This is a genomic window from Mycobacterium sp. ABE4_509 (genome assembly GCF_056160785.1).
In genome coordinates, this window is sequence record NZ_JBSWXU010000051.1 from 1 (window position 1) to 18,469 (window position 18,469).

19 protein-coding genes and 1 tRNA gene are annotated in these 18,469 nt (G+C 66.3%); 12 read left to right on the forward strand and 8 right to left on the reverse strand.

Going from position 1 to position 18,469, the window contains the following annotated elements; translation table 11 throughout:
- The 3 genes from ACXAID_RS13100 to ACXAID_RS13110 form a co-directional block, all read left to right on the forward strand.
- On the forward strand, nucleotides 1–504 hold a 504-nt coding region (locus ACXAID_RS13100; RefSeq protein WP_475022653.1), incomplete at its 5' end, for a DNA polymerase III subunit delta' C-terminal domain-containing protein.
- Nucleotides 505–586: 82 nt separating this feature from the next.
- Nucleotides 587–662 (forward strand) — tRNA-Thr (locus tag ACXAID_RS13105).
- A 118-nt stretch (nucleotides 663–780) separates the two neighbouring features.
- On the forward strand, nucleotides 781–1,953 hold the full coding sequence (locus tag ACXAID_RS13110; protein ID WP_475022654.1) for an ATP-binding protein: 1,173 nt from the start codon (nucleotides 781–783) through the stop codon (nucleotides 1,951–1,953).
- 74 nt (nucleotides 1,954–2,027) lie between these two features.
- Here ACXAID_RS13110 and ACXAID_RS13115 read toward each other — a convergent pair whose 3' ends face one another.
- Genes ACXAID_RS13115 through ACXAID_RS13125 form a run of 3 tightly spaced genes read right to left on the reverse strand, consistent with a single transcriptional unit; the run spans nucleotide 2,028 to nucleotide 3,192 of the window.
- Nucleotides 2,028–2,378, reverse strand: a complete 351-nt coding sequence (locus ACXAID_RS13115) for a maleylpyruvate isomerase family mycothiol-dependent enzyme (RefSeq protein WP_475022655.1) — start codon at nucleotides 2,376–2,378, stop codon at nucleotides 2,028–2,030.
- Nucleotides 2,379–2,385: 7 nt separating this feature from the next.
- Nucleotides 2,386–2,751, reverse strand: coding sequence for a carboxymuconolactone decarboxylase family protein (locus tag ACXAID_RS13120; protein ID WP_475022656.1), 366 nt, complete (start codon nucleotides 2,749–2,751; stop codon nucleotides 2,386–2,388).
- 51 nt (nucleotides 2,752–2,802) lie between these two features.
- Nucleotides 2,803–3,192: a RidA family protein gene (locus ACXAID_RS13125; RefSeq protein ID WP_475022657.1), complete on the reverse strand. Its 390-nt coding sequence runs from the start codon at nucleotides 3,190–3,192 to the stop codon at nucleotides 2,803–2,805.
- A gap of 477 nt (nucleotides 3,193–3,669) precedes the next feature.
- Here ACXAID_RS13125 and ACXAID_RS13130 point away from each other — a divergent pair, with 477 nt between their 5' ends.
- The 9 genes from ACXAID_RS13130 (at nucleotide 3,670) to ACXAID_RS13170 (ending at nucleotide 13,761) form a co-directional block, all read left to right on the forward strand.
- Nucleotides 3,670–4,995, forward strand: coding sequence for an NtaA/DmoA family FMN-dependent monooxygenase (locus tag ACXAID_RS13130; RefSeq protein WP_475022658.1), 1,326 nt, complete (start codon nucleotides 3,670–3,672; stop codon nucleotides 4,993–4,995).
- 53 nt (nucleotides 4,996–5,048) lie between these two features.
- Nucleotides 5,049–5,831 carry an ABC transporter ATP-binding protein gene (locus ACXAID_RS13135; RefSeq protein WP_475022659.1) on the forward strand — a complete coding sequence of 261 codons (783 nt, stop codon included), beginning with the start codon at nucleotides 5,049–5,051 and terminating at the stop codon, nucleotides 5,829–5,831.
- Nucleotides 5,828–6,712, forward strand: coding sequence for an ABC transporter permease (locus ACXAID_RS13140; RefSeq protein ID WP_475022660.1), 885 nt, complete (start codon nucleotides 5,828–5,830; stop codon nucleotides 6,710–6,712). Before ACXAID_RS13135 ends, ACXAID_RS13140 begins: the two co-directional genes overlap by 4 nt.
- Nucleotides 6,713–6,975: 263 nt before the next feature.
- Nucleotides 6,976–7,956: an ABC transporter substrate-binding protein gene (locus ACXAID_RS13145; protein ID WP_475022661.1), complete on the forward strand. Its 981-nt coding sequence runs from the start codon at nucleotides 6,976–6,978 to the stop codon at nucleotides 7,954–7,956.
- Between the two features lie 83 nt (nucleotides 7,957–8,039).
- Entirely contained in the window at nucleotides 8,040–9,413 is a 1,374-nt protein-coding gene (locus ACXAID_RS13150) for an NtaA/DmoA family FMN-dependent monooxygenase (protein WP_475022662.1), read from the forward strand.
- A 10-nt stretch (nucleotides 9,414–9,423) separates the two neighbouring features.
- Nucleotides 9,424–10,647 (forward strand): MFS transporter, encoded by a 1,224-nt coding sequence (locus tag ACXAID_RS13155; RefSeq protein ID WP_475022663.1) that lies wholly within the window; start codon nucleotides 9,424–9,426, stop codon nucleotides 10,645–10,647.
- Between the two features lie 67 nt (nucleotides 10,648–10,714).
- Entirely contained in the window at nucleotides 10,715–11,527 is an 813-nt protein-coding gene (locus tag ACXAID_RS13160) for a GntR family transcriptional regulator (RefSeq protein ID WP_475022664.1), read from the forward strand.
- 70 nt (nucleotides 11,528–11,597) lie between these two features.
- A complete protein-coding gene (locus ACXAID_RS13165; RefSeq protein ID WP_475022665.1) occupies nucleotides 11,598–12,476 on the forward strand; it encodes an ABC transporter permease in 879 nt (292 codons plus the stop codon).
- A gap of 88 nt (nucleotides 12,477–12,564) precedes the next feature.
- The gene (locus ACXAID_RS13170) at nucleotides 12,565–13,761 is read left to right on the forward strand and encodes an MFS transporter (RefSeq protein WP_475022666.1); all 1,197 of its coding nucleotides are present in this window, start codon (nucleotides 12,565–12,567) and stop codon (nucleotides 13,759–13,761) included.
- A gap of 1 nt (nucleotide 13,762) precedes the next feature.
- On the opposite strand, the gene ACXAID_RS13175 is transcribed toward ACXAID_RS13170, so the two are convergent.
- The 5 genes from ACXAID_RS13175 to galE all read right to left on the reverse strand — a co-directional run bounded on the left by ACXAID_RS13175 (nucleotide 13,763) and on the right by galE (nucleotide 18,468).
- Nucleotides 13,763–14,398 carry a 3,4-dihydroxy-2-butanone-4-phosphate synthase gene (locus tag ACXAID_RS13175; RefSeq protein WP_475022667.1) on the reverse strand — a complete coding sequence of 212 codons (636 nt, stop codon included), beginning with the start codon at nucleotides 14,396–14,398 and terminating at the stop codon, nucleotides 13,763–13,765.
- Nucleotides 14,395–14,889 carry a flavin reductase family protein gene (locus ACXAID_RS13180; protein ID WP_475022681.1) on the reverse strand — a complete coding sequence of 165 codons (495 nt, stop codon included), beginning with the start codon at nucleotides 14,887–14,889 and terminating at the stop codon, nucleotides 14,395–14,397. The genes ACXAID_RS13175 and ACXAID_RS13180 overlap by 4 nt, the downstream gene beginning before the upstream one ends.
- Nucleotides 14,890–14,894: 5 nt before the next feature.
- Complete coding sequence (locus ACXAID_RS13185) at nucleotides 14,895–15,416, reverse strand: NADPH-dependent FMN reductase (RefSeq protein ID WP_475022668.1); 522 nt, start codon at nucleotides 15,414–15,416, stop codon at nucleotides 14,895–14,897.
- A gap of 302 nt (nucleotides 15,417–15,718) precedes the next feature.
- The gene (locus ACXAID_RS13190) at nucleotides 15,719–17,491 is read right to left on the reverse strand and encodes a hypothetical protein (protein ID WP_475022669.1); all 1,773 of its coding nucleotides are present in this window, start codon (nucleotides 17,489–17,491) and stop codon (nucleotides 15,719–15,721) included.
- Nucleotides 17,491–18,468, reverse strand: coding sequence for a UDP-glucose 4-epimerase GalE (galE, locus tag ACXAID_RS13195; protein ID WP_475022670.1), 978 nt, complete (start codon nucleotides 18,466–18,468; stop codon nucleotides 17,491–17,493). The genes ACXAID_RS13190 and galE overlap by 1 nt, the downstream gene beginning before the upstream one ends.
- Nucleotide 18,469 lies beyond the last annotated feature (1 nt).

An 18,469-nucleotide genomic window follows, 5' to 3' on the forward strand; every position in this document is an offset into this window, starting at 1 on the left:
GCGCGGGACGCCGCGACGCTCTCGCGGGCGTACGCCGCCGCCGAGGAGCTGGTGGCCACCGCCGAGGCCGAGGCCAGGGCGCTCACCGAGGACCGCAACGAGGTCGAGGCCGAGGAGTTGCGCACGGCGCTGGGGGCCGGCGGCACGGGCAAGGGGACGGCCGCGATGATGCGCGGGGCGACGGGCGCGATCAAGGAGCTCGAACGCCGGCAGAAGTCCCGGCACACCCGCGCCTCTCGCGATGCCCTCGACCGGGCCCTGATCGATCTGGCGACGTACTTCCGCGACGCGCTGCTGGTGGCCTCAGGGGCCGGTGAGATCGCACCGAACCATCCGGACATGCGCGAGAAGATCGCCGCACTGGCCGCCCACGCTCCGGCGGACAAGCTGCTGCGCTGTATGGAGGCGGTCCTGGAGTGCCGGGAGGCGTTGGCGGTCAACGTCAAGCCGAAGTTCGCCGTCGACGCGATGGTCGGAACCATCGGGCAGGCGTTGCGCAGCTGACTCCGGCAGGGGCTGCAACTTTGGACGTCGGTGGCCGCTGCCGTAGACTCAGGCCGCCGCCGGTGCCGGTCTCCGGTGGCAGGCCGCCTTAGCTCAGTCGGCAGAGCGATTCACTCGTAATGAATAGGTCGGGGGTTCGATTCCCCCAGGCGGCTCCATTTTTTCGGGTAGGGAGCCTGGTGCTTGGCAGCAGGTGCGCGGCGGAGGACGTTCCGCTCGTTATGCATCTTTATAAAAACCGCTGGATTAGCGAAAGTTATAAGGAAGTATAGGGCGGTGGCCCAGCAGCGCAGCCCGTACACACCGGGCTCCATCGCACGCCATCTGCCGGGGCGTGATGTGCACCTGAGCCGGATCAGCGTCCACCTGACCAACCTCAGCGTCTACCGGCAACTCGACGGCCGCGTGCACGTGTTCGTGGGTCCGCGCGGCGTCGGAAAGACCAGTCTGCTGCGCGTCGCCCAGCGCGAGGCGGCGCAGCGCACCTTCACCACGGTGTGGGCCACGGGCGGCGACTCGGTGTCCCTGTCGATCGACCTCGCCAACGAGTTCGACAAACTGGTCACCGCGAAGTGGACGGACGCGGCGAGGGCGGCGCTCGCCGAGACACTCACCACCGTCCGGCTCAATCTCGGGGTGGCTTCGCTGCAGCTCGCCACCGGCAAGGACACCGACAGCGCCGAGTTCCGCGGCGCGGCACGCGCCCTGCAGGAGGCGATCACCGCGGCCGCCCGCGGGGTGGTGGAGGCCGGCAGCGCGGGACTAATGGTCTTCATCGACGAACTCCAGGCCGCCGACGCCGTCGGTATCCGGGCGCTGGCCTATGCCTGGCAGCACATGCAGGCCGAGGCCCCGGACCTGCCCGCAGCGGTCTTCGCGGCCGGACTGGGACATACCCAGGACACCGTGGCCAAGGCGGTCAGCTTCGGCGAGCGATTCGAGTACCGGCACCTCAACAACCTCGACGACGACGAGGCCACCCTGGCGCTGACCGCGCCGGCCCTGGCCGTCGGCGTCGGATGGGAGCAGGGCGCGCTCGACGCGGTGCTTCGCGAAACGCAGGGATACCCGTACTTCATCCAGGAATTCGGCGACAAGATGTGGGAGGCCGCCGGCTATCCCGGACCCGGCGGAGCATTGACCGCCGAGCACTTTCCCGCTGCCCGGGAACAGTTCGCCGTCGCGCGGAACATGCTGTTCCGGTCTCGCTGGAAACAGGCGACCCCCGCCGAGGCGAAGTTCCTCGCCGCGATGGCCTCGCTCGGTGACGGTGAGGTCAAACGCAAGCAGGTCGCCGACGCTCTGGGCACCACCTCGACGGCGATCAGCATGCCCAGACAGTCCCTGATGGACAAGGGGCTGATCGAGCAGTCCTCGCACGGGCGAATGCGTTTCACCGCACCGGGGCTGGCCGCCTACATCCGCGACTACGCCGACGTCGATGGGTGACCCACCCGGCCGTCAACCCAGAATGGGCACCCCCGGGCCGGACAATTCGCAGCGCACCGCCGCGAGGCGGCCGGTCATGACCAACAGCAGTGCCGCGCCCGTGCCGTACACCTCGGGTCCGCGGCCGGCTCGATGCCGCGGTCCATCAGTTCGACGACGCGCTGTGTCGACAGTCCCGGGTAGCCGCGCATCAGCCGGGCGTTGAGTCGGTCTATGTCTCCGCGGGCACGGATCATGTTGCGCGTCAGCCGGGCCACGCTCTGATCCAGGTAGGCGATGGTGTGGGTGGCGACATCGCGAACCGACCACCCGTCGCACAGGCTCGGTTCACCCCACTGCGCGTCGGTGAGCCCGGCCAGCAGTTCGGCGAACTGCCGGCGCTCGTGTCGGGCCATCGCCCGTACCGATTGCTCCCTGACGCCCATGCTCCGGCTACCCTTCCAACACCTCGCGGGCCACCGTGCAGGCGGCGTTGGCGGCGGGGAAGCCGGCATACCCGCTGGCGTGGTAGATCACCTCGGCGATCTCGTCTTCGGTGAGACCGTTGGTGCGGGCGATCTGCACGTGGTAGCGCAATTCGTCGGTCGAGCGCAGGGCGATCAGGATGCCCAGCGTCACCAGGCTACGGTCCCGACGGCTCAGCCCGTCGCGGCCCCACAGCCGCCCGAAGACGTTCTCGATGCCGATGTCGAGCAGGTCCGCACCGAAGCCCTCACCGATGCTGACGTCCTCGTCGGGCAGCACGCCCGGCAACAGCTCGCGGAAGACCTGGAAACCCTTGGCGCGCGCATCATCCATGGCCCCCAGCCTGTCATGGGCCGGTGGGAACGCGTCAGCGGTGCGCCCAGCCTAGGTGTCGAGGACGGCGATCGCCTGAATCTCGATCACGCCGTCGGGCGGGGTGAGGCCGCTGACGGTGATCAGCGCACTCGCCGGGAAGTCCTTGCCCAGGATGCGGGCACGCACCTTGACGAACTCCTCGCCGTATCGGACGTCGGTGATGAAAACCGTCATCGTCACGAGGTTGTCAAGAGTGCCTCCCACTTCGGCGAGGACGATCGACATGCGCTCGAAGATCCGTCGGGTCTGATGCTCGATCACGCTCACGTCGGGCGGCTGCACGGTGTCGGCGCCGGTTTGCCCGGCCATGAAGAACAGGCTCCCGCTCTTGACGCCGTGCGAGAAGCCCCGCGGTGAGGTGTCGATGAGGGCTTTGGACATGACGGGGGTCTTCGCCAACGGGTACTCCCTGGGTAGCTGCTGGATCCGATCGAGTAAGCGGCCGTGGGCGATGGTCACCCGGCCGATGTCGAGAATTCACGACGGTTGTTTCCGAGGTCGCCGTCTGCGGTGACATGTGCGTTGCGCCGGCGTCCGCTTTACGGTCGGCGGCGCAATTGTCCCGTTACCGGCGCCGCGGCGGTGACCCTCGGTGGCCCAACGCGTGGCGGACTCTCAAGTCTGTTGCGAAAAGCGCTGTAGCGCAGCAAATTTCGAAGTAGAATCGTGACCATCTGCCTTCCTCTTCCTGCTTGCAAGGGGGTCATTGCCACTACTACGTGATGTCGTTTACCGACGGCGGAACGCGGTTGTGGCGGCGCAACGGGGAATTATCGGGCCCGTTGCGGTCATGACATGACGAACTGGTGAACTCAAAACCGTTCGAATGGGTCTCGAACGTAAACCCCACACCAGTTCTCACCCGCGAGGTGTTCGATGTCCGCCAATCCCTTCCATCTCGGATGGTTCATGAGTGGCTTCCGTGTGCTCGGCTGGCGCGATCAGTGGATAGGTTCCCAGGCGAAGACCTCGATGCAGGCGGACTTCTATGTGGACTTTGCCAGGAACCTCGAGCGTGCGTGCTTCGACTTCTTCCTCAGCGCCGACAGCTCCTATGTTCCCGATGCGTGGGAGGGCAAGCACGATTGGGCGCTGAAGAACGCTGAGGCCGTTCCCAAGCAGGACCCGGCCCCGATGATGGCGATCATCGGGCACCTCACCTCGCACATCGGAATCGCTCCGACATTGTCGGTCACCGAATATCCGCCCTACCTGCTGGCCCGCCTGGTGTCGACGCTGGACCACATTTCGCAGGGCCGGGTGGCATGGAACTCCGTGACGTCCAGCTCGGACCGGGCGGCACAGAACTACGGCCATGAGGCACAGCCACCCCACGACGTGCGATACGACATGGCGGCGGAGTTCACCGAAGTCGTCACCGGGCTCTGGGACACCTGGGAGCCCGGCTCGATGCCGATGGATCAGGACAGTGGGGTCTTCACCGACCCGACAAAGGTCCACAAGCTGGATTTCTCCGGCAAGTACTACCGCAGTCGCGGGCCGCTGAACACCGGTCGCAGCCCACAGGGCAGGCCGGTGATCATCCAGGCCGGCGGTTCTCCGGCAGGGCGGGACTACGGGTCGCGGTTCGCCGAGGTGATTCTCGCGAGTGTGAAGGGCGCCGAGGCGATGAAGGCCTATCGCGACGACATCCGCGCAAGGCTGGTGCGGCACGGCCGCAAGCCCGACGACTGCAAGGTGTTGTTCATCTGCGCCCCGGTTCTGGGCGAGACACGCGAGGCCGCCGAACTGAAGCGGGAGCAGATGCTGGCACGCGCCGCGGCCGACTACACCTACAACCTTGCGCACATGGGCTACAACACCAACATCGATTTCTCGATCTATGACCCCGATGTCCCGATCCGCGATCTCGCGGACCAACTACACACCAACGGCCATCAGAGCAGCCTCGAGAGCTTCATCGAGGCCAACAAGAACCGGACGTTGCGCGAGCTCGGGTCGACCGCCGCGGACGGCGGAGCCAGCGGTGGCTTCATCGGCGCACCCGACGATGTCGCCGCGCAGATGGACGAGGTGATGCAGGAAGTCGGCGGAGACGGCTTCCTGATCCGCTACGACGCGGTGACCAGACGCTCGATCGCCGAGATCACCGACGGTCTGGTGCCGGCTCTCCAGCGGCGCGGGCTGGTTCGAAACGGCTACAGCTACAACACATTGCGCGACAACCTGCTCGAGTTCTGACCAGTCCACAGTTGCGCGGCGAAGGATTATCGATGACAGCGACCTCGGTTGCGATGGATCCGGTGAACACACCAGGTGGGCCACTGATATCAGCCCGGTCCCTGTACAAGGTGTTTCCCACCAAGAGCGGCCCGGTGATGGCCTTGGATGATGTGTCGTTCGACATCGGTGCCGGTGAATTCGTGTCCCTCGTGGGTCCGAGTGGATGCGGAAAATCGACGCTCCTCAACATCATCGGTGGGCTCCTGCACCACAGCCGGGGCGATCTGCGCTACGCCGGCGAGCCGCACTCCGAGCCGCGTCCCGAGATCGGGATGATGTTTCAGACTCCTCTTCTGCTGCCCTGGCGCACGGTGTTGAAGAACGTCATGCTACCCACCGAGGTTCTCGGTATACCGAAGTCCGAGGCGAAGATGCGGGCTCGGGATCTCCTGGCGATGGTAGGGCTGAGCGAGTTCGCCGACCGCCACCCGGCAGAGCTGTCGGGGGGTATGAAACAGCGCGTCGCCCTGTGCCGCCTTCTCGTGTCCAAGCCGGAGGTGCTGCTGATGGACGAACCGTTCGGCGCCCTCGACGAGTTCACCCGCGAAACCATGAACGCAGAGCTGCTCAGGATCTGGGCGGAGACGGACAAGACCGCGATCTTCGTGACACACAACATCTCCGAGGCGGTGTTTCTGTCCGACCGGGTGTTCGTGATGACGCCCAGGCCTGGGCGCCTCGGCGGCATCGTCGAGATCGATCTGCCTCGACCCAGGACCGAGGCGATCTGGTCGTCACCCGAGCTCCTGGACTACACGGGAAAGATCCGCGAGATCCTGGGAGGTGCCCATTGACCGGGGTCGACATGGCGGTGGCTCCCAGCGGTAGGGGGGTCCGGCGCGCCCCGCTGACCGGTCCCGCCGACGATTTCCTGGCGCTCAACGACTCCGAACTGGCTCGTGTCAAACGCAAGCGTCTGCGCGGACGGCTGTTGAACTTCACCGGGTTCCTCTGTGTGGGGGTCGTGCTGATCGGTGGTTGGGAATGGGGCGTTCGAGCAGGGCACATCAATCCGCGTCTGGCCCCGGCTCCGTCGGACATCGTCGCTCACCTTCCCACAGTGCTGACCGCAAGCTACTTCCCGAAGCACCTCATGGTGACGGTCCAGGAACTCGCAATCGGATTCAGTCTCGGGATAGTCCTCGGAGTCGCGCTCGGGACGGTCGTGTCGCTGTCCGACTTCTGCCGGGCAGTGGTCCAGCCCTACGTGATCGCGTTGGAGGCCCCGCCGAAGGCGCTGCTGGCACCCTTGTTCGTCACCCTTTTCGGATTCGGGATCGCATCCAAGGTGGTGATGGCGGTGATCATCGCCTTCTTCCCGTTGTTCGTCAGTACGGTGACGGGGCTCTCCGCCCTGAGTCCGGAGGCCGAGCGCCTGATGAAGTCGCTCAACGCATCTCGCACGCAGATCTTCCTCAAGGTGCGACTTCCGAACGCGCTGCCACTGATGGCATCGGGGATCAAGCTGTGCTGGACGCTGACCGTCACCGGTGTCATCGTCGCCGAGTTCGTGGGAGCTCAAGCCGGCCTGGGCTTTCTGCTCAACTCGTTCAACTTCCAAAGTGACATCCTCGGTGTGTTCTGCGTCATCCTCCTGCTGGCGCTCGGGACGGTCACGGTGTACTGGGTGCTGGAGTTGGTCGAGCGCCGTGTCGTCTTCTGGGAGCGTATTTGAGCGAAAACCAGCATCAGTCGCCCTAGCGACCCCGAATGTCCCCAACGCGCGGAATCCGTTCGCCGAGGCACGGTCGCGTTCCCGTCAACACACCGATGGCAAGCCAATGAGATCAGGAGGATCCTGTGTATTCGTCTAGGAAGGTATTGAAGCGCCTCGGCACCGCGGTCGTGACCGGCGCGCTGGTTTTCACCGCCGCATGTTCGTCCAGTGAAACCGAAGACACGACCGGGTCGGGTGAGGGCCTCACGACTGTCCGCTTGGTGACCAGCAACTCGGGGCCGTCGGCCGGCGACGTGCCGATCCGCCTGGCGATCGATGAGGGCTGGTTCGAAGAGGAGGGCATCGCTGTCGAGATCCTCTTCTCACCGGGCAGCGGTGCTGCCATCCAGCAGCTGGCGGCCGGCAACGCCGATGTCGCCTCCACCACACCGGCTTCGGTCATGCAGGCGAACCTCGAGGGCACTCCGATCACGATGGTGATGCAGCACACCTACAAGCAGCCCTTCGACATCGCGGCACCGGCCAACGGCGATGTGACCACGGTCGAGGATCTGCGTGGCCGCACGCTCGGTGTCTCCGAACTCTCCGGAGGCGAGATGCCGATGGTACGCGCGGCACTGGCGGTCTCGGGGCTGTCCGAAGGTGCCGATGTGCGCCTGGTCCCGGCAGGAGAGGGAGATCCGTCGACCGTTGCCGCTCTCCAGGACGGAACGATCGATGCGTATGCGAGCTCGAAGCGCGACATCATCAACCTCGGCCCCAACGGCTTCGATCCCGAGATGACGGCGATCACGCCCGCGGAGGTGGCGGCCTTCCCCGGTGACGGCATGGCGGTTCGCACCGAATTCCTCGAAAGTGACCCTGAGCTGGTCGACGGGTTCGTCCGAGCGGCGCTGAAGGGCTATGTCTACACGCTGGCCAACCCGGATGCGGCGTTCGCGTTCACTCAGGAGACCATGCCCGAAGCGCTGGCGACCGACCCCGAGTTGGCGCGCACCTTCTTCGACCTCGCCATCGACAACATCGGTCCGCAGCTCCCCGAATCGGTGACCAACCGTGGAGAGTTCGACAGGGGCTCCTGGGAGAGCATCATGGGCTTCCTGCAGGAGGGTACCGAAGAGACACGGGTGCTGGACGGACCTGTGGACCTCGACGTCGTACTGAACGAGTCGGCGGTCGACAATGCTTGGGAAACAGCCGATTTCGCTGCAGTAGAGGAGAAGGCGAACGCGGCCGGCTGACCCACCGCGGTGGCGGGGGAGGTATCTCCCGCCACCGCGGTCCGACCAACTGACCACTGAATGACCGGTAGGGGAAACCGACAATGGCACCGACCTTGAAACTCGCGCTCGATCTCTCGTTCACCCACACCGAAGGGGCCTGGCGAAACCCTGGATCGTGGGTCAACTACCCGTACTACACCCAACCCAACATCTGGGAAGATGTGGCGCGGGCCGCTGAGCGGGGCTGCATCGACATGCTGTTCTTCGGCGATGGTGTCGGAATCCCCGACACCTGGGGCGGAAGCATCGACGCCGCCGTGAAGTGGGGCTTGCAGTGGCCCCGCCACGACATGAGCCCCACCATCGCGCTGATGTCGCGGGTCACCAAGAACGTCGGCTTCTGTCTCACCTTCTCGCCGACCTACATGCACCCGTACTACGTCGCGCGGCACCTGGCTTCACTCGACCACGTCACCGGTGGGCGGATGGCGCTGAACCTCATCACCTCGGCCCGGCGCTCGGATGCGGCCAATTACGGCTTCGACGAGCTCATGGAGCACGACCGCCGGTACGAGCGAGCCGACGAGTTCGTCGATGTCCTGAAAGGGCTGTGGAGCAGCCTGGAGCCCGACGCGATCATCCTCGACGAGGACACCGGAGTGTTCGCCGATCCCGCCAAGGTGCACTACCTCGACCACGTCGGCGAGTTCTTCAACGTCAAGGGCCCACTGAACATGCTGCCCGCTCCTCAGTACCACCCGGTGCTGATCCAGGCGGGAGCCTCGCCACGCGGGATGAAGTCGTTCGCCCGCAACTCCGATGTGGTGTTCATCTCCCGCCCCAGCGCGGGCGCGATGGTCAAGTTCCGCGCGGATCTGGATTCGCATCTGGCCGAGGTGGGCCGCGCGCCCGAGGAGATCCAGGTGCTGTGGCCGGTGCACCCCATGATGGGTGAATCCGCCTCGCACGCCAAAGAAATCGAGTCCGAGTTGATCGAGTCGGTGCCACTGGAGGCCGGCGGGGTCTTCATGGCCCACAAGAGCGGTTTCGACTTCTCCACCCTGCCCGACACGTTCACCATGGAGGAGGCGGTCAAGGCGATCGAGGCGGAGAACGGATCAACCGCCTACCTGCCGAAGCTGGCCGAGAAGGTCGGGCCCGACGGTGTGTTCACCAAAGAGATGTTCCAACAGATGGGGCGGGAGTCGATGATCGCCGGCGGGCCGACGCTCTACGGTACCGCTGAGGACATCGCCGACCAGCTTTGCGACCTGCACTCGGAGACCGGGCCCAACATCGGCTTCATGATCTCGATCCACAATTTCATGCCGCGGAATGCGGTCGATTTCGTGGACAAGGTGGTCCCCATCCTGCAGAAGCGCGGGGTGTTCAAGACCTCCTACGGTGACAACACCACCCTCCGCGACAATCTCGGTGTCCCGCTGAAACGCTGGACGACGCCGAATGCGAGCTGAGCGCGACTGAATGAGCGTCAAGCTAGCGGGGTTCACCGCGATCAGAACCCGACTGTCGACGACGTCGGTGAGCCTGTCGGCCATGATCGTGTCGTTGTCGCACCTGATCTATGTGCCGGCCATCCCACTGGTCAAGGAAGAGCTGGGGGTCAGCGCTTCCAGCGTGGCGTGGACGATCGCGGCGTTCACCATCAGCCAATCGGTGGCGCAGGTTCTGGTCGGGCCGATGGCCGACCGCACCGACGGCGCCCGCCTGTTGAGAATCGGCCTGGTTCTGTTCCTGGTGTCCAACGCGATCATCCTGGCGGTACCGACGTTGACCGGTCTGATGGCGGGACGGATCGTCACCGGATTCGGCGCGGGAATGGTGACCGGCGCAGGTTATGCACTGGTGGCGCAGAGTGCTAGCGGAGAAAAGGGCCGAGAACGCGCAATGGCCCTGTACCAGGGAATCATTGCCGTGGGGGCGGTGGCCGGACCCAGCAGCGGATCGGTCATCACCGCACTGACCGGAAGCTGGGAATCGGTCTTCGTCGTGCTCCTGGCCGCATCGGCCGTCGCCACTGTTGTCAGCTTCGTGCTGCCGCCGCCATCGGTTCAGTTCCAGGCCCCCACGCCACAGCAGATGTGGGTGGCGGCGCGGCACCGGGGGGTGCTGGTGATGGCCCTGGTCAGCGGAGTGGTGGGTCTGGTGATCATGGCCATGCACAGCTCACTGACCTTCATCTTCGATGACGGTCGCCTGCCCGCGGATTGGTTGTATCCGGTGGGTTTCGCGATGATTCCGTGCGGGGTTCTGACCGGATCGATGACGGTGCGGCATCTGGTGCAGCGGTACGAGGGACGCTCGCTGCTGGGCTTCTTCCTGTTGTGGCTCAGCGCTGCGGTGGTGGTCTTCGGCTCGGTCCAGCAATGGACCGGCGCCTCGCTGTGGCTCTTCCCGGTGCTGTTCGCCAGCGGAATCGGACTCGGTGCGGGGATGGCGCTGAGCGTCGGTGTGGCGACGACGATCGCGGCATCGACACCGGGAACCGTCTCGGCGGTCGTCGTGGTGGCGCGCAATCTCGGTACCACGCTCGCCCCGTTCATCGTCGGTATCGCCTACGACGCTCACCATCTGTGGATCACCTACCTGGTCGCGTTGCTGCTGCTGGTCACTGCACGGCTGGTGATGGCCGTATGGACGCGCGGCGCCCTGCCCAGAGAGCCGACGGTGATCGATACGCCGGCATGACGCCGCGGATGCGCGATGAGAAGCGGGTAACCGAGGGGGAACGCCGGGACACAGCAAGGAGACATCGATGACGTACGAACAACGCTCGGAGCGCCAACTCTTCGGGCACTACCAGACGCCCGGGATGACAGCGAACTGCCGTCCCCAGCGGGACCCACCGATGCAGACCTCCTCTCGGCGGGTGTACGAGATCCTGCGCTCGGCCATCCGCACCGGGTATCTGCCTGCCGGCACGCAGCTGGTCGAACACGAACTCGCGAAGACCCTGTCGACCAGCCGGAACGCGCTGCGGGTCGCCTTGCAGCTGCTGGCCGAAGAAGGTGTGGTGGAACGCAATCCGCGAAGCGGAACCATCATCAGCTCGGCGATGGTCCAGATCACGTTGAACGAGCTGGCGATGGACATGCGGGTGCGCACCACCGGGCGAATCGCGGAGGTCCCCACCGCCGACGTGTTCGAGGATCACATTCTCGATGAGCGGGTGCTTCCCACGCCGCCCTATATCAGGCAGCGCATGGAGACCGACGCCGAGCGGGTGAGGATGCACGAGCGGCTGCTCACCGTGGGAGGGGAACCACACCATGTCTGGATCGCCTACGTCGACGCCGACGTCGACTATTCGGCCATGCGGCCCAACGCGGACCGCCTCGAGGTCTTTCGGGAGCGGTTCGGAGTGGAGTTCGGCCGCTCCGAGGACAACCTGGAGGCGGTTCCCTGTGAGCTGCGCACCAGCAGCCTGCTGCAGGTGATGCCCGGTTCCCCGATCCTGTTGCGGGAGACCCGCATGTTCGACGTCAACGACCGCGTGTGCGAGCTGCTGTTCCGGTACAACCGCGGCGACCGGGTGTCCTACCGCATCGAACATCGGGAAGCACCGTGATTCTCGGGGACCGCGCGGGGTGGCGCGGTCGCTCACCGGCACACAGACCGACGCATGCGAGGAGCACGGTATGACGACACTGGAGAACCCGGGCGCCGACGAGGACGCGGGTTCCCACGATGCCGCGGTCCGGGCGCTGACCGAACTCGCCACCGCCGAAGCGGAGCGGACCCGGCGCGAGGGGCGACGGCGAAAGTTCGCGCAGCTCGCCACCGTGGTGGCCGTGGGGGTGGGCTTCCTCGCGGTCTGGCAATGGGCCACCGAGACGGATCTGATCCACGATTTCATCGCCCCGTCACCCACCGAGATCGCGGCCTACCTACCTGATCTGGTGGTCAGCCCGTACTTCCTGGAGAACATGACGGTGACCCTGCAGGAGCTGCTGATCGGATTCGGGATCGGCGTGAGCTCGGGGTTTCTGCTTGGTGTGTTCGTGTCGGTTTCGCCGGTCGCGAGGGCCGGAATCGTTCCCTATGTGCTTGCGCTGAACGCCCCGCCCGGGATCGTCTTCGCACCCCTTTTCCTCACCTGGTTCGGGTTCGGGATGACCTCGAAGATCGCCATGGCCGTTGCCGGGGCCTTCTTCCCGATCTTCATCAACACCATCGCCGGGCTCGCCGAAGCCCGCAATTCCGAGGCGGACCGGCTGATGCGGTCGCTCACGGCGAACGAACGGCAGATCTTCTTCAAAGTTCGCCTGCCGAATGCCGTTCCGCTGATCTTCGCGGGCATCAAGCTGTGCTGGATATCGGCCTCGATCGGTGTCGTCGTCGCCGAGTTCATCGGTGCGCAGGCCGGGATCGGTTTCATGGTGCAGTCCTTCAACTTCCAGCTGGACATCCCGGGTGTGTACTCGCTGATCATCCTGCTCTCGGTCTCGACGGCGACCGTCTACTGGCTCCTCGAATTCGCCGAACACCGCTGGTTCAACTGGGCGCGACTGGCCTAGCGCGAGCAGCCGAACGCAAGGCGGCCAGGCTGGGCCGGATCTGAGTCGAGTCGTGCCGTCGGCGTTCTCGGTCGGGAAGGGAGCTGGGATGGCCGTCGGTGGCGACGAGGAGGCCCGTCCACTCGGGAGACTGGCGATCCCGGTGTACACACCGGCCGCGATCTACTCGATCGGTCTGGGCGCTGTCACGCCGATCGTCGCGGTCGCGGCACACGACATGGGGGCCGCGCTCTGGGTCGCCGGCCTCATCGCAGGCCTGCCGACGGTCGGAACTCTGCTGGCCGACATCCCTTCGGGCGTCGTGGTCGCGCGACTCGGTGAGCGGCTGGCCATGGCCATCGCGGCGATGTTGACGCTGGCTTCGGCCGTGGTGGTGGTCCTCACCGGCGAGGTCGTCGTTCTGGCGATCGCGAGTCTCCTGCAGGGGGTGTCCTCTGCCACATTCGAACTCGCCCGGCATGCGCTGCTCACACATCTGGTGCCGCCTTCGCACCGTGGGCGCGCGCTCGGCACCCTGGCCGGGACTGCCCGTCTGGGGATCACCGTCGGCCCGTTTCTCACGGTGCCGCTGATCGCGCAGTTCGGTGCGTTGTCTGCGTACTGGGTGCAGGTCGGAGCGTGCCTGGCGGTGGTGGCATTCCTGGCAGTGGTCGCCGACCCGGTGCCCAGCGGTAGCCCGCCGCCGGTGGTGCACAGCGATCCGCGAGGTGTCCTGCGGTCCAACCTCGGCCTGTTCGTGCGGTTGGGAACGGGTATGGGGGCCTTGATGTTGCTGCGGATGAGCCGCCAGATCCTTGTTCCGCTGTGGGGGATCGAGATCGGTGTCGATCCGTCGCACATCGTGCTCGCGGTGGGTCTGTCGGGTCTGCTCGAGCTGGTCCTCTTCTACACGGGCGGGCAGATCGCCGATCGCTTCGGCCGGATGTGGGTGGCCGTCCCGGTGGTAGCTGCACTGTCCCTGGGCCATATCGGTCTGGTGGCGGCCCATGACCTCGTCTCGTTCTACGTGGTGACAATGGTGTTGGGACTGGCCAACGCCTTCGGTGGAGGAATCATGATGACTCTCGGCTCGGACCTGGCGCCCGGGAAGAAGACCTCGGAGTTCCTGGGCGCCTGGCGCCTGTGCGCCGATCTCGGTGCAGCGCTGGCGCCGCTGATCATCGCCGCGGGCACGGCGATGGGCTCCCTCGTCGTGGCTCCGGTGAGTGTCGGTGTTCTCGGTCTGCTGGGCTCGGCGACTCTCTACCGTTACCTTCCAGGCTATCTCGGCGACAGGGGAGCTTGACTCACCCGCCGATGGTGATTGTGACCATCCGGAGTTCGGCCGCGATCGCGGCGGCCTCGCCGGCGCTGACCGTACGTGTCGGGTCGGATCTGGGTACGAGTTCGGCGAAGGCCGCCGCCGCCGAGCCGCTCGCCTGCACGATCCGCAGCGCTGCTGCCGCCGGTGTCCAACGATCGCCGGCCCGGACTCGAATCGGGAGCACGTGGCCTGGGCGGCGCAGGTCGCCTGGGTTCGACGAAGGGTCGCTCAGGACATGCGCCGTTCTGGCGCGATCAGCCGCAGAGATGCCCGTTCCGATGCCCACCGCCGCATCCACCGCGACGCTCTGGCCCTGGGCCAGACCGGCCTGGTGGCGTCGGGTAGGGATCGCCTCGTTCAACTGCAGCGCGTCGCAGCGCTCCTCGGGCAGGCTTACCTGGACGAAACCCGATGTCAATCGGATCAGTTCGGCCATCTGCGGGATGGTGATCGTCTCGGCTGCCCGTACCAGGCTCGCACCGTCACGGTGGACGACGATGACGGGACGTCGATCGGCGATGGCCGAGACTGCCTCGTGCCACTGCCGACCGGACAGGGCATGTTCTTGCCGAGATGTGCGGACGTCCCCGCCGGCCCGGCGAGACAATCCCAGGTTCACCGCTCCGGTGTCCTCAGGGTCCGGAATGCACTGCGATGAAAGACGATCGGATCGACATCGGTGCGAATGTCGAGGTCGTTGATGCGTAGCAGCACGATGGAGTGGTCGCCGGCGGGAACCTGGTCGTGAATCGACGTGTCGAATCGTGCCGCCGCTCCGCCGATGAACACCGCTCCCTCGTCGGAGGCCTCGAAGTCGATGTCACTGAACCGGTCCTGCGAGCGCTTTGCCAACGACCGGGCCACGACGTCGTGGTCCTCGCCCATCACACTCACCCCGATTCGGCTCGCCGGCGACAGCCGGGGCCATGTGGTCGACGTGTGCTGGATGCAGAACGCCACCATCGGTGGCTCCAGTGACACCGCGACGAAGCTACTGGCGGTCAACCCCACAGGCGCACCGTCGATGAGCGCTGCGACGGCCACCAGGCCGCTGGGGAACATCCCGAATGCCTCGCGGAGACGGTCGGGGGCGAGGCCGTCGCACGGCATGGCCCTCACCGGGTGGCTCCGGCCGGCACCTCTGGCAGTCCCGCCGACAGGCGAAGTGCCGGGCCCCACCTGTCACGGTAGTCGGCGATCCGTGTGTCGGTCGAATAGGAGCTGTCCAGGAGGTAGAGCCCGGGCGCGGGCAGGGTGGCCCCGAGCTCGGCCAGCACGGGCTTGAGCATGACTTCGGGGGCCATGTGGTGAACGGGTCCGGCGCCGAGCATCAACGGGATCGCCGTCACGTCGCGTAGTCCCTCACCCGTGGCGAACTGGTCCAGGAACAGCTTCAACACGCCGCTGTAGGCGGCCTTGAATGTCGGGCTGGCGAACACGACCAGTTGCGAGGAGCGGACCCGGTCGACATCAGCGGCCACGGCTGTGTCGCCCCAACCGAGCAGGGCTGCTCCATGCTCGATCACATCGATGACGTGGTCGGGTTCGCCACCCGACAGCGCCGTGGACAGGCGTACCGCGGCATCCAGTGTGCGAGATCCTAATTTCGGGTTCCCCGCGACCACTGTGACGGTCATCGCCGGCCCATCTCATCGGTTCCCGCGGCGGAGCACGAGATGACCCGCGGCTGTGGTCGAGCAGCTGTGTACACCAGGAAATCCTTAACCGGCCGGTCTTTCGGTTGTCGAGCCACTGCGGTATCGCGGTGACGGGTACTACTCAAGTCACGATTGATTACCGCGCAATGACATGCGTCTCAACTCGCGATTGCGCGGCCACCTGCGTCGTGAGCGGCTTTCTGAGCAGGTCGAAGTGGGGTGTCTCGGCAAAAACGCTGGCCCGCCCTGATGTGGATGGCTGCCTGCTCGGGCGGACGGGCCTAGCGCGGGGCCAGAAAGCCTACCGGCCCCGAGGCCATGCACACCGACAGGGCCGCGGTGTTGGCGCGCACCGTGATCGTGTCTCCGGCGCCGGCGAGGCGGACGAACACACGGTTGAGTCCGGGCCGCACCGGCACTCTGACCTCCTGGCCTTCGGACAGCGACACCGTGATCGAGCCGTCGCTGTTGGCCAGATAGTTCAGCTCGGCGGTCCAGTCCGCCGGCAGCAGGGGACCGTCCAACGGCATCGTCACCGGGAAATCGGGCTGGACGAGATACCCGCACTGGGGGTGGGGGCCGATGCGGATGCTGCGCACCCAGGTCACGATCGCCTCGACCACGTGGCCCTGGGTGTCGAGCATGCGCAGCTCGGTTGTCGAGGAGGCGAATTCGGGACGGTCGTCGAGCAGCGCGAACATGTGTGAGATCAGGTTCTCCGGCCAGGCCACCCGTTGCAGCACCAGCGGATCGACCTCCTGGTCGAGCATCGGGGCGTCCGAGGCGGTGTGTGCGGCCGCCAGGCCGGCCTGCGCGTTGCGCAGATAGGGCTTGGTGGGGTTGTCCTGCCAGCTGGTCAGGAACGTCGCCGTGGAGTAGAGGCTGCTTGCCACGAAAACCGTTGTCAGGAAGGTGGTTACCACCGAGCGTGAGCGGGTTGCGTCCAGCCGTCCACTGGCCGGCCGGTTGGGGGCACCCAGCCCGACTGCCGCGAGCAGGGCCAGCACCAGCACCAGGTCCGGCAGGTAACGCAGCGACTGCGCGAGCTCCAATGCGGTGAACCCCGAGGAGCGCATCAGGTAGATCGGCACCTGACATGCCGCGGCGTAGGCCAGCGCGGCCAACCACACCGGCCCGAGGCGCTGCTTGCGGTAGCACGTCAGCGCCACCACCGCCGCCAACGAGACCCAGCCCAGCACCATCGCCGCCGGCCCCGGTGTGGCCCACGGCGACGCGGGCGCCCACCGTTGCCAATCCCACGGCCCGCCCACCAGACCCGGCACGATTCCGTGGGTGACCGAACGCGCGAGCAGATCCCACGTCATCGCCAGGTCGAAGCTCCACCGCTGCTGGTCGACCACCAGCAGGTACACCCCGACCCAGGCCGCGATCACGGTCAGGCACGCGATCCAGAGCCGGGCGCCGCGCCGCCACACCTCACGCACCGAGACGGTCGCGGTGACGTGGCCGTACAACGCCGTGACGGTGAACGCGACGAACGGGATGATCGCCGACTTCTCGAAGAACATCAGCCCGCCGACGAACACCAACACCCCGGTCAGCGCGTAGCGGGGGCGGCCGGTGCGGATCAGCAGGATCGCGTCGGCACACACCCACGCCATCGCCGCCAGCATCGGAAGCGAGTTCAGCGCGGCCGCCCACCACGCGAAGCCGGGTACGGCCAGTGGCGTGAACAGCGCAAAACTCAGCGGTACCAACAACACCGGCCGCCAACCCAGGATCACATGCAGCGCCCGCAACAGCGCCAAGGCCGCCACCGCCGCCAACACCACCAGGCTCAGCGCCGGCCCCACCCAGTCCAGCGGCGCCAGCCGGGTGATCGCCCCGGCGACCAGGAACGCCGCCGGCATGACGTGACCGTCGTGATCGTCGAACAGATATCCCGGCGACAGCAGATCCTGGGTGCCGGCCCGGCCGACGAGGATCAGGTCGTCCCAGTAGAAGTAGCCGCCGAACGCCAGCACCGCCCGGACGACCAGGTGCACCGCGATGAGCAGCAGCGCGATGCGGGCGGTTCGGGATTGAGGGACCACTAGTGCGGGTAGGTGTCCCCGGCGAGCCGGCGGGCGTTCCACGCCGAGGACACCATCTCCTCGAGGGTGTGGCGCATCTTCCAGTCCAGGTCCCGCGCGGCCAGGTCGCCGGCCGCCACGATCCGTGCCGGGTCTCCGGGCCGGCGCGCCATGACCGTGGGTTCGAAGTCGATGCCGGTGACGGTGCGGATCGCGGTCATGATCTCGGCCACCGAGGTGCCCGAACCGCTGCCGAGGTTGTACACCGGCTCGACGGGCAGCTTGTCGGCGAGCCGGCGGGCGGCCGCGACATGAGCCAGCGCGAGGTCGGCGACGTGGATGTAGTCGCGCACGCAGGTGCCGTCCGGGGTCGGGTAGTCGTCGCCGTTGATCCGGGGCGTCTCCCCGCGGTAGAGCATGTCGAAGACCTTCGGGAACAGGTTGTGCGGGCTGGCGTCGAACAGCCGCTCCGAACCCGATCCGACCACGTTGAAGTAACGCAGGCTGGTGTGTCGCACGGCCGCGGCCCGGCCGACGTCGGCCAGCAGCCACTCGCCGATCAGTTTGGTTTCGCCGTAGGGGGATTCGGGCACGGTCGGGGTCGACTCGTCGACGATCTCGACGTCGGGTGTGCCGTAGGTGGCCGCGCTGGAGGAGAAGACGATGGCTTCGACACCGGTGCGCTGCATCGCGTGCAGCAGATTGACCGTCGCGGTGACGTTCTGCTCGTAGGTGTGGACCGGGCGGTTGACGGATTCGCCGGCGAACTTGTAGCCGGCGACGTGGATCACCCCGCGCACCGCGTGCTCGCGCAGGGTCTGCTCGATCAGGGCGGTGTCCAACAAGGTGCCCACCACCAGCGGCGCCGCAGCGGGGACGAAATCGGCGAAACCCGTGGACAGGTCGTCGATGACCACCACCGGCATGTCGGCGGCGAGCATGGCCTCCGTCACATGGGAACCGATGTATCCGGCGCCTCCGGTCACCAGCCAGCTCATC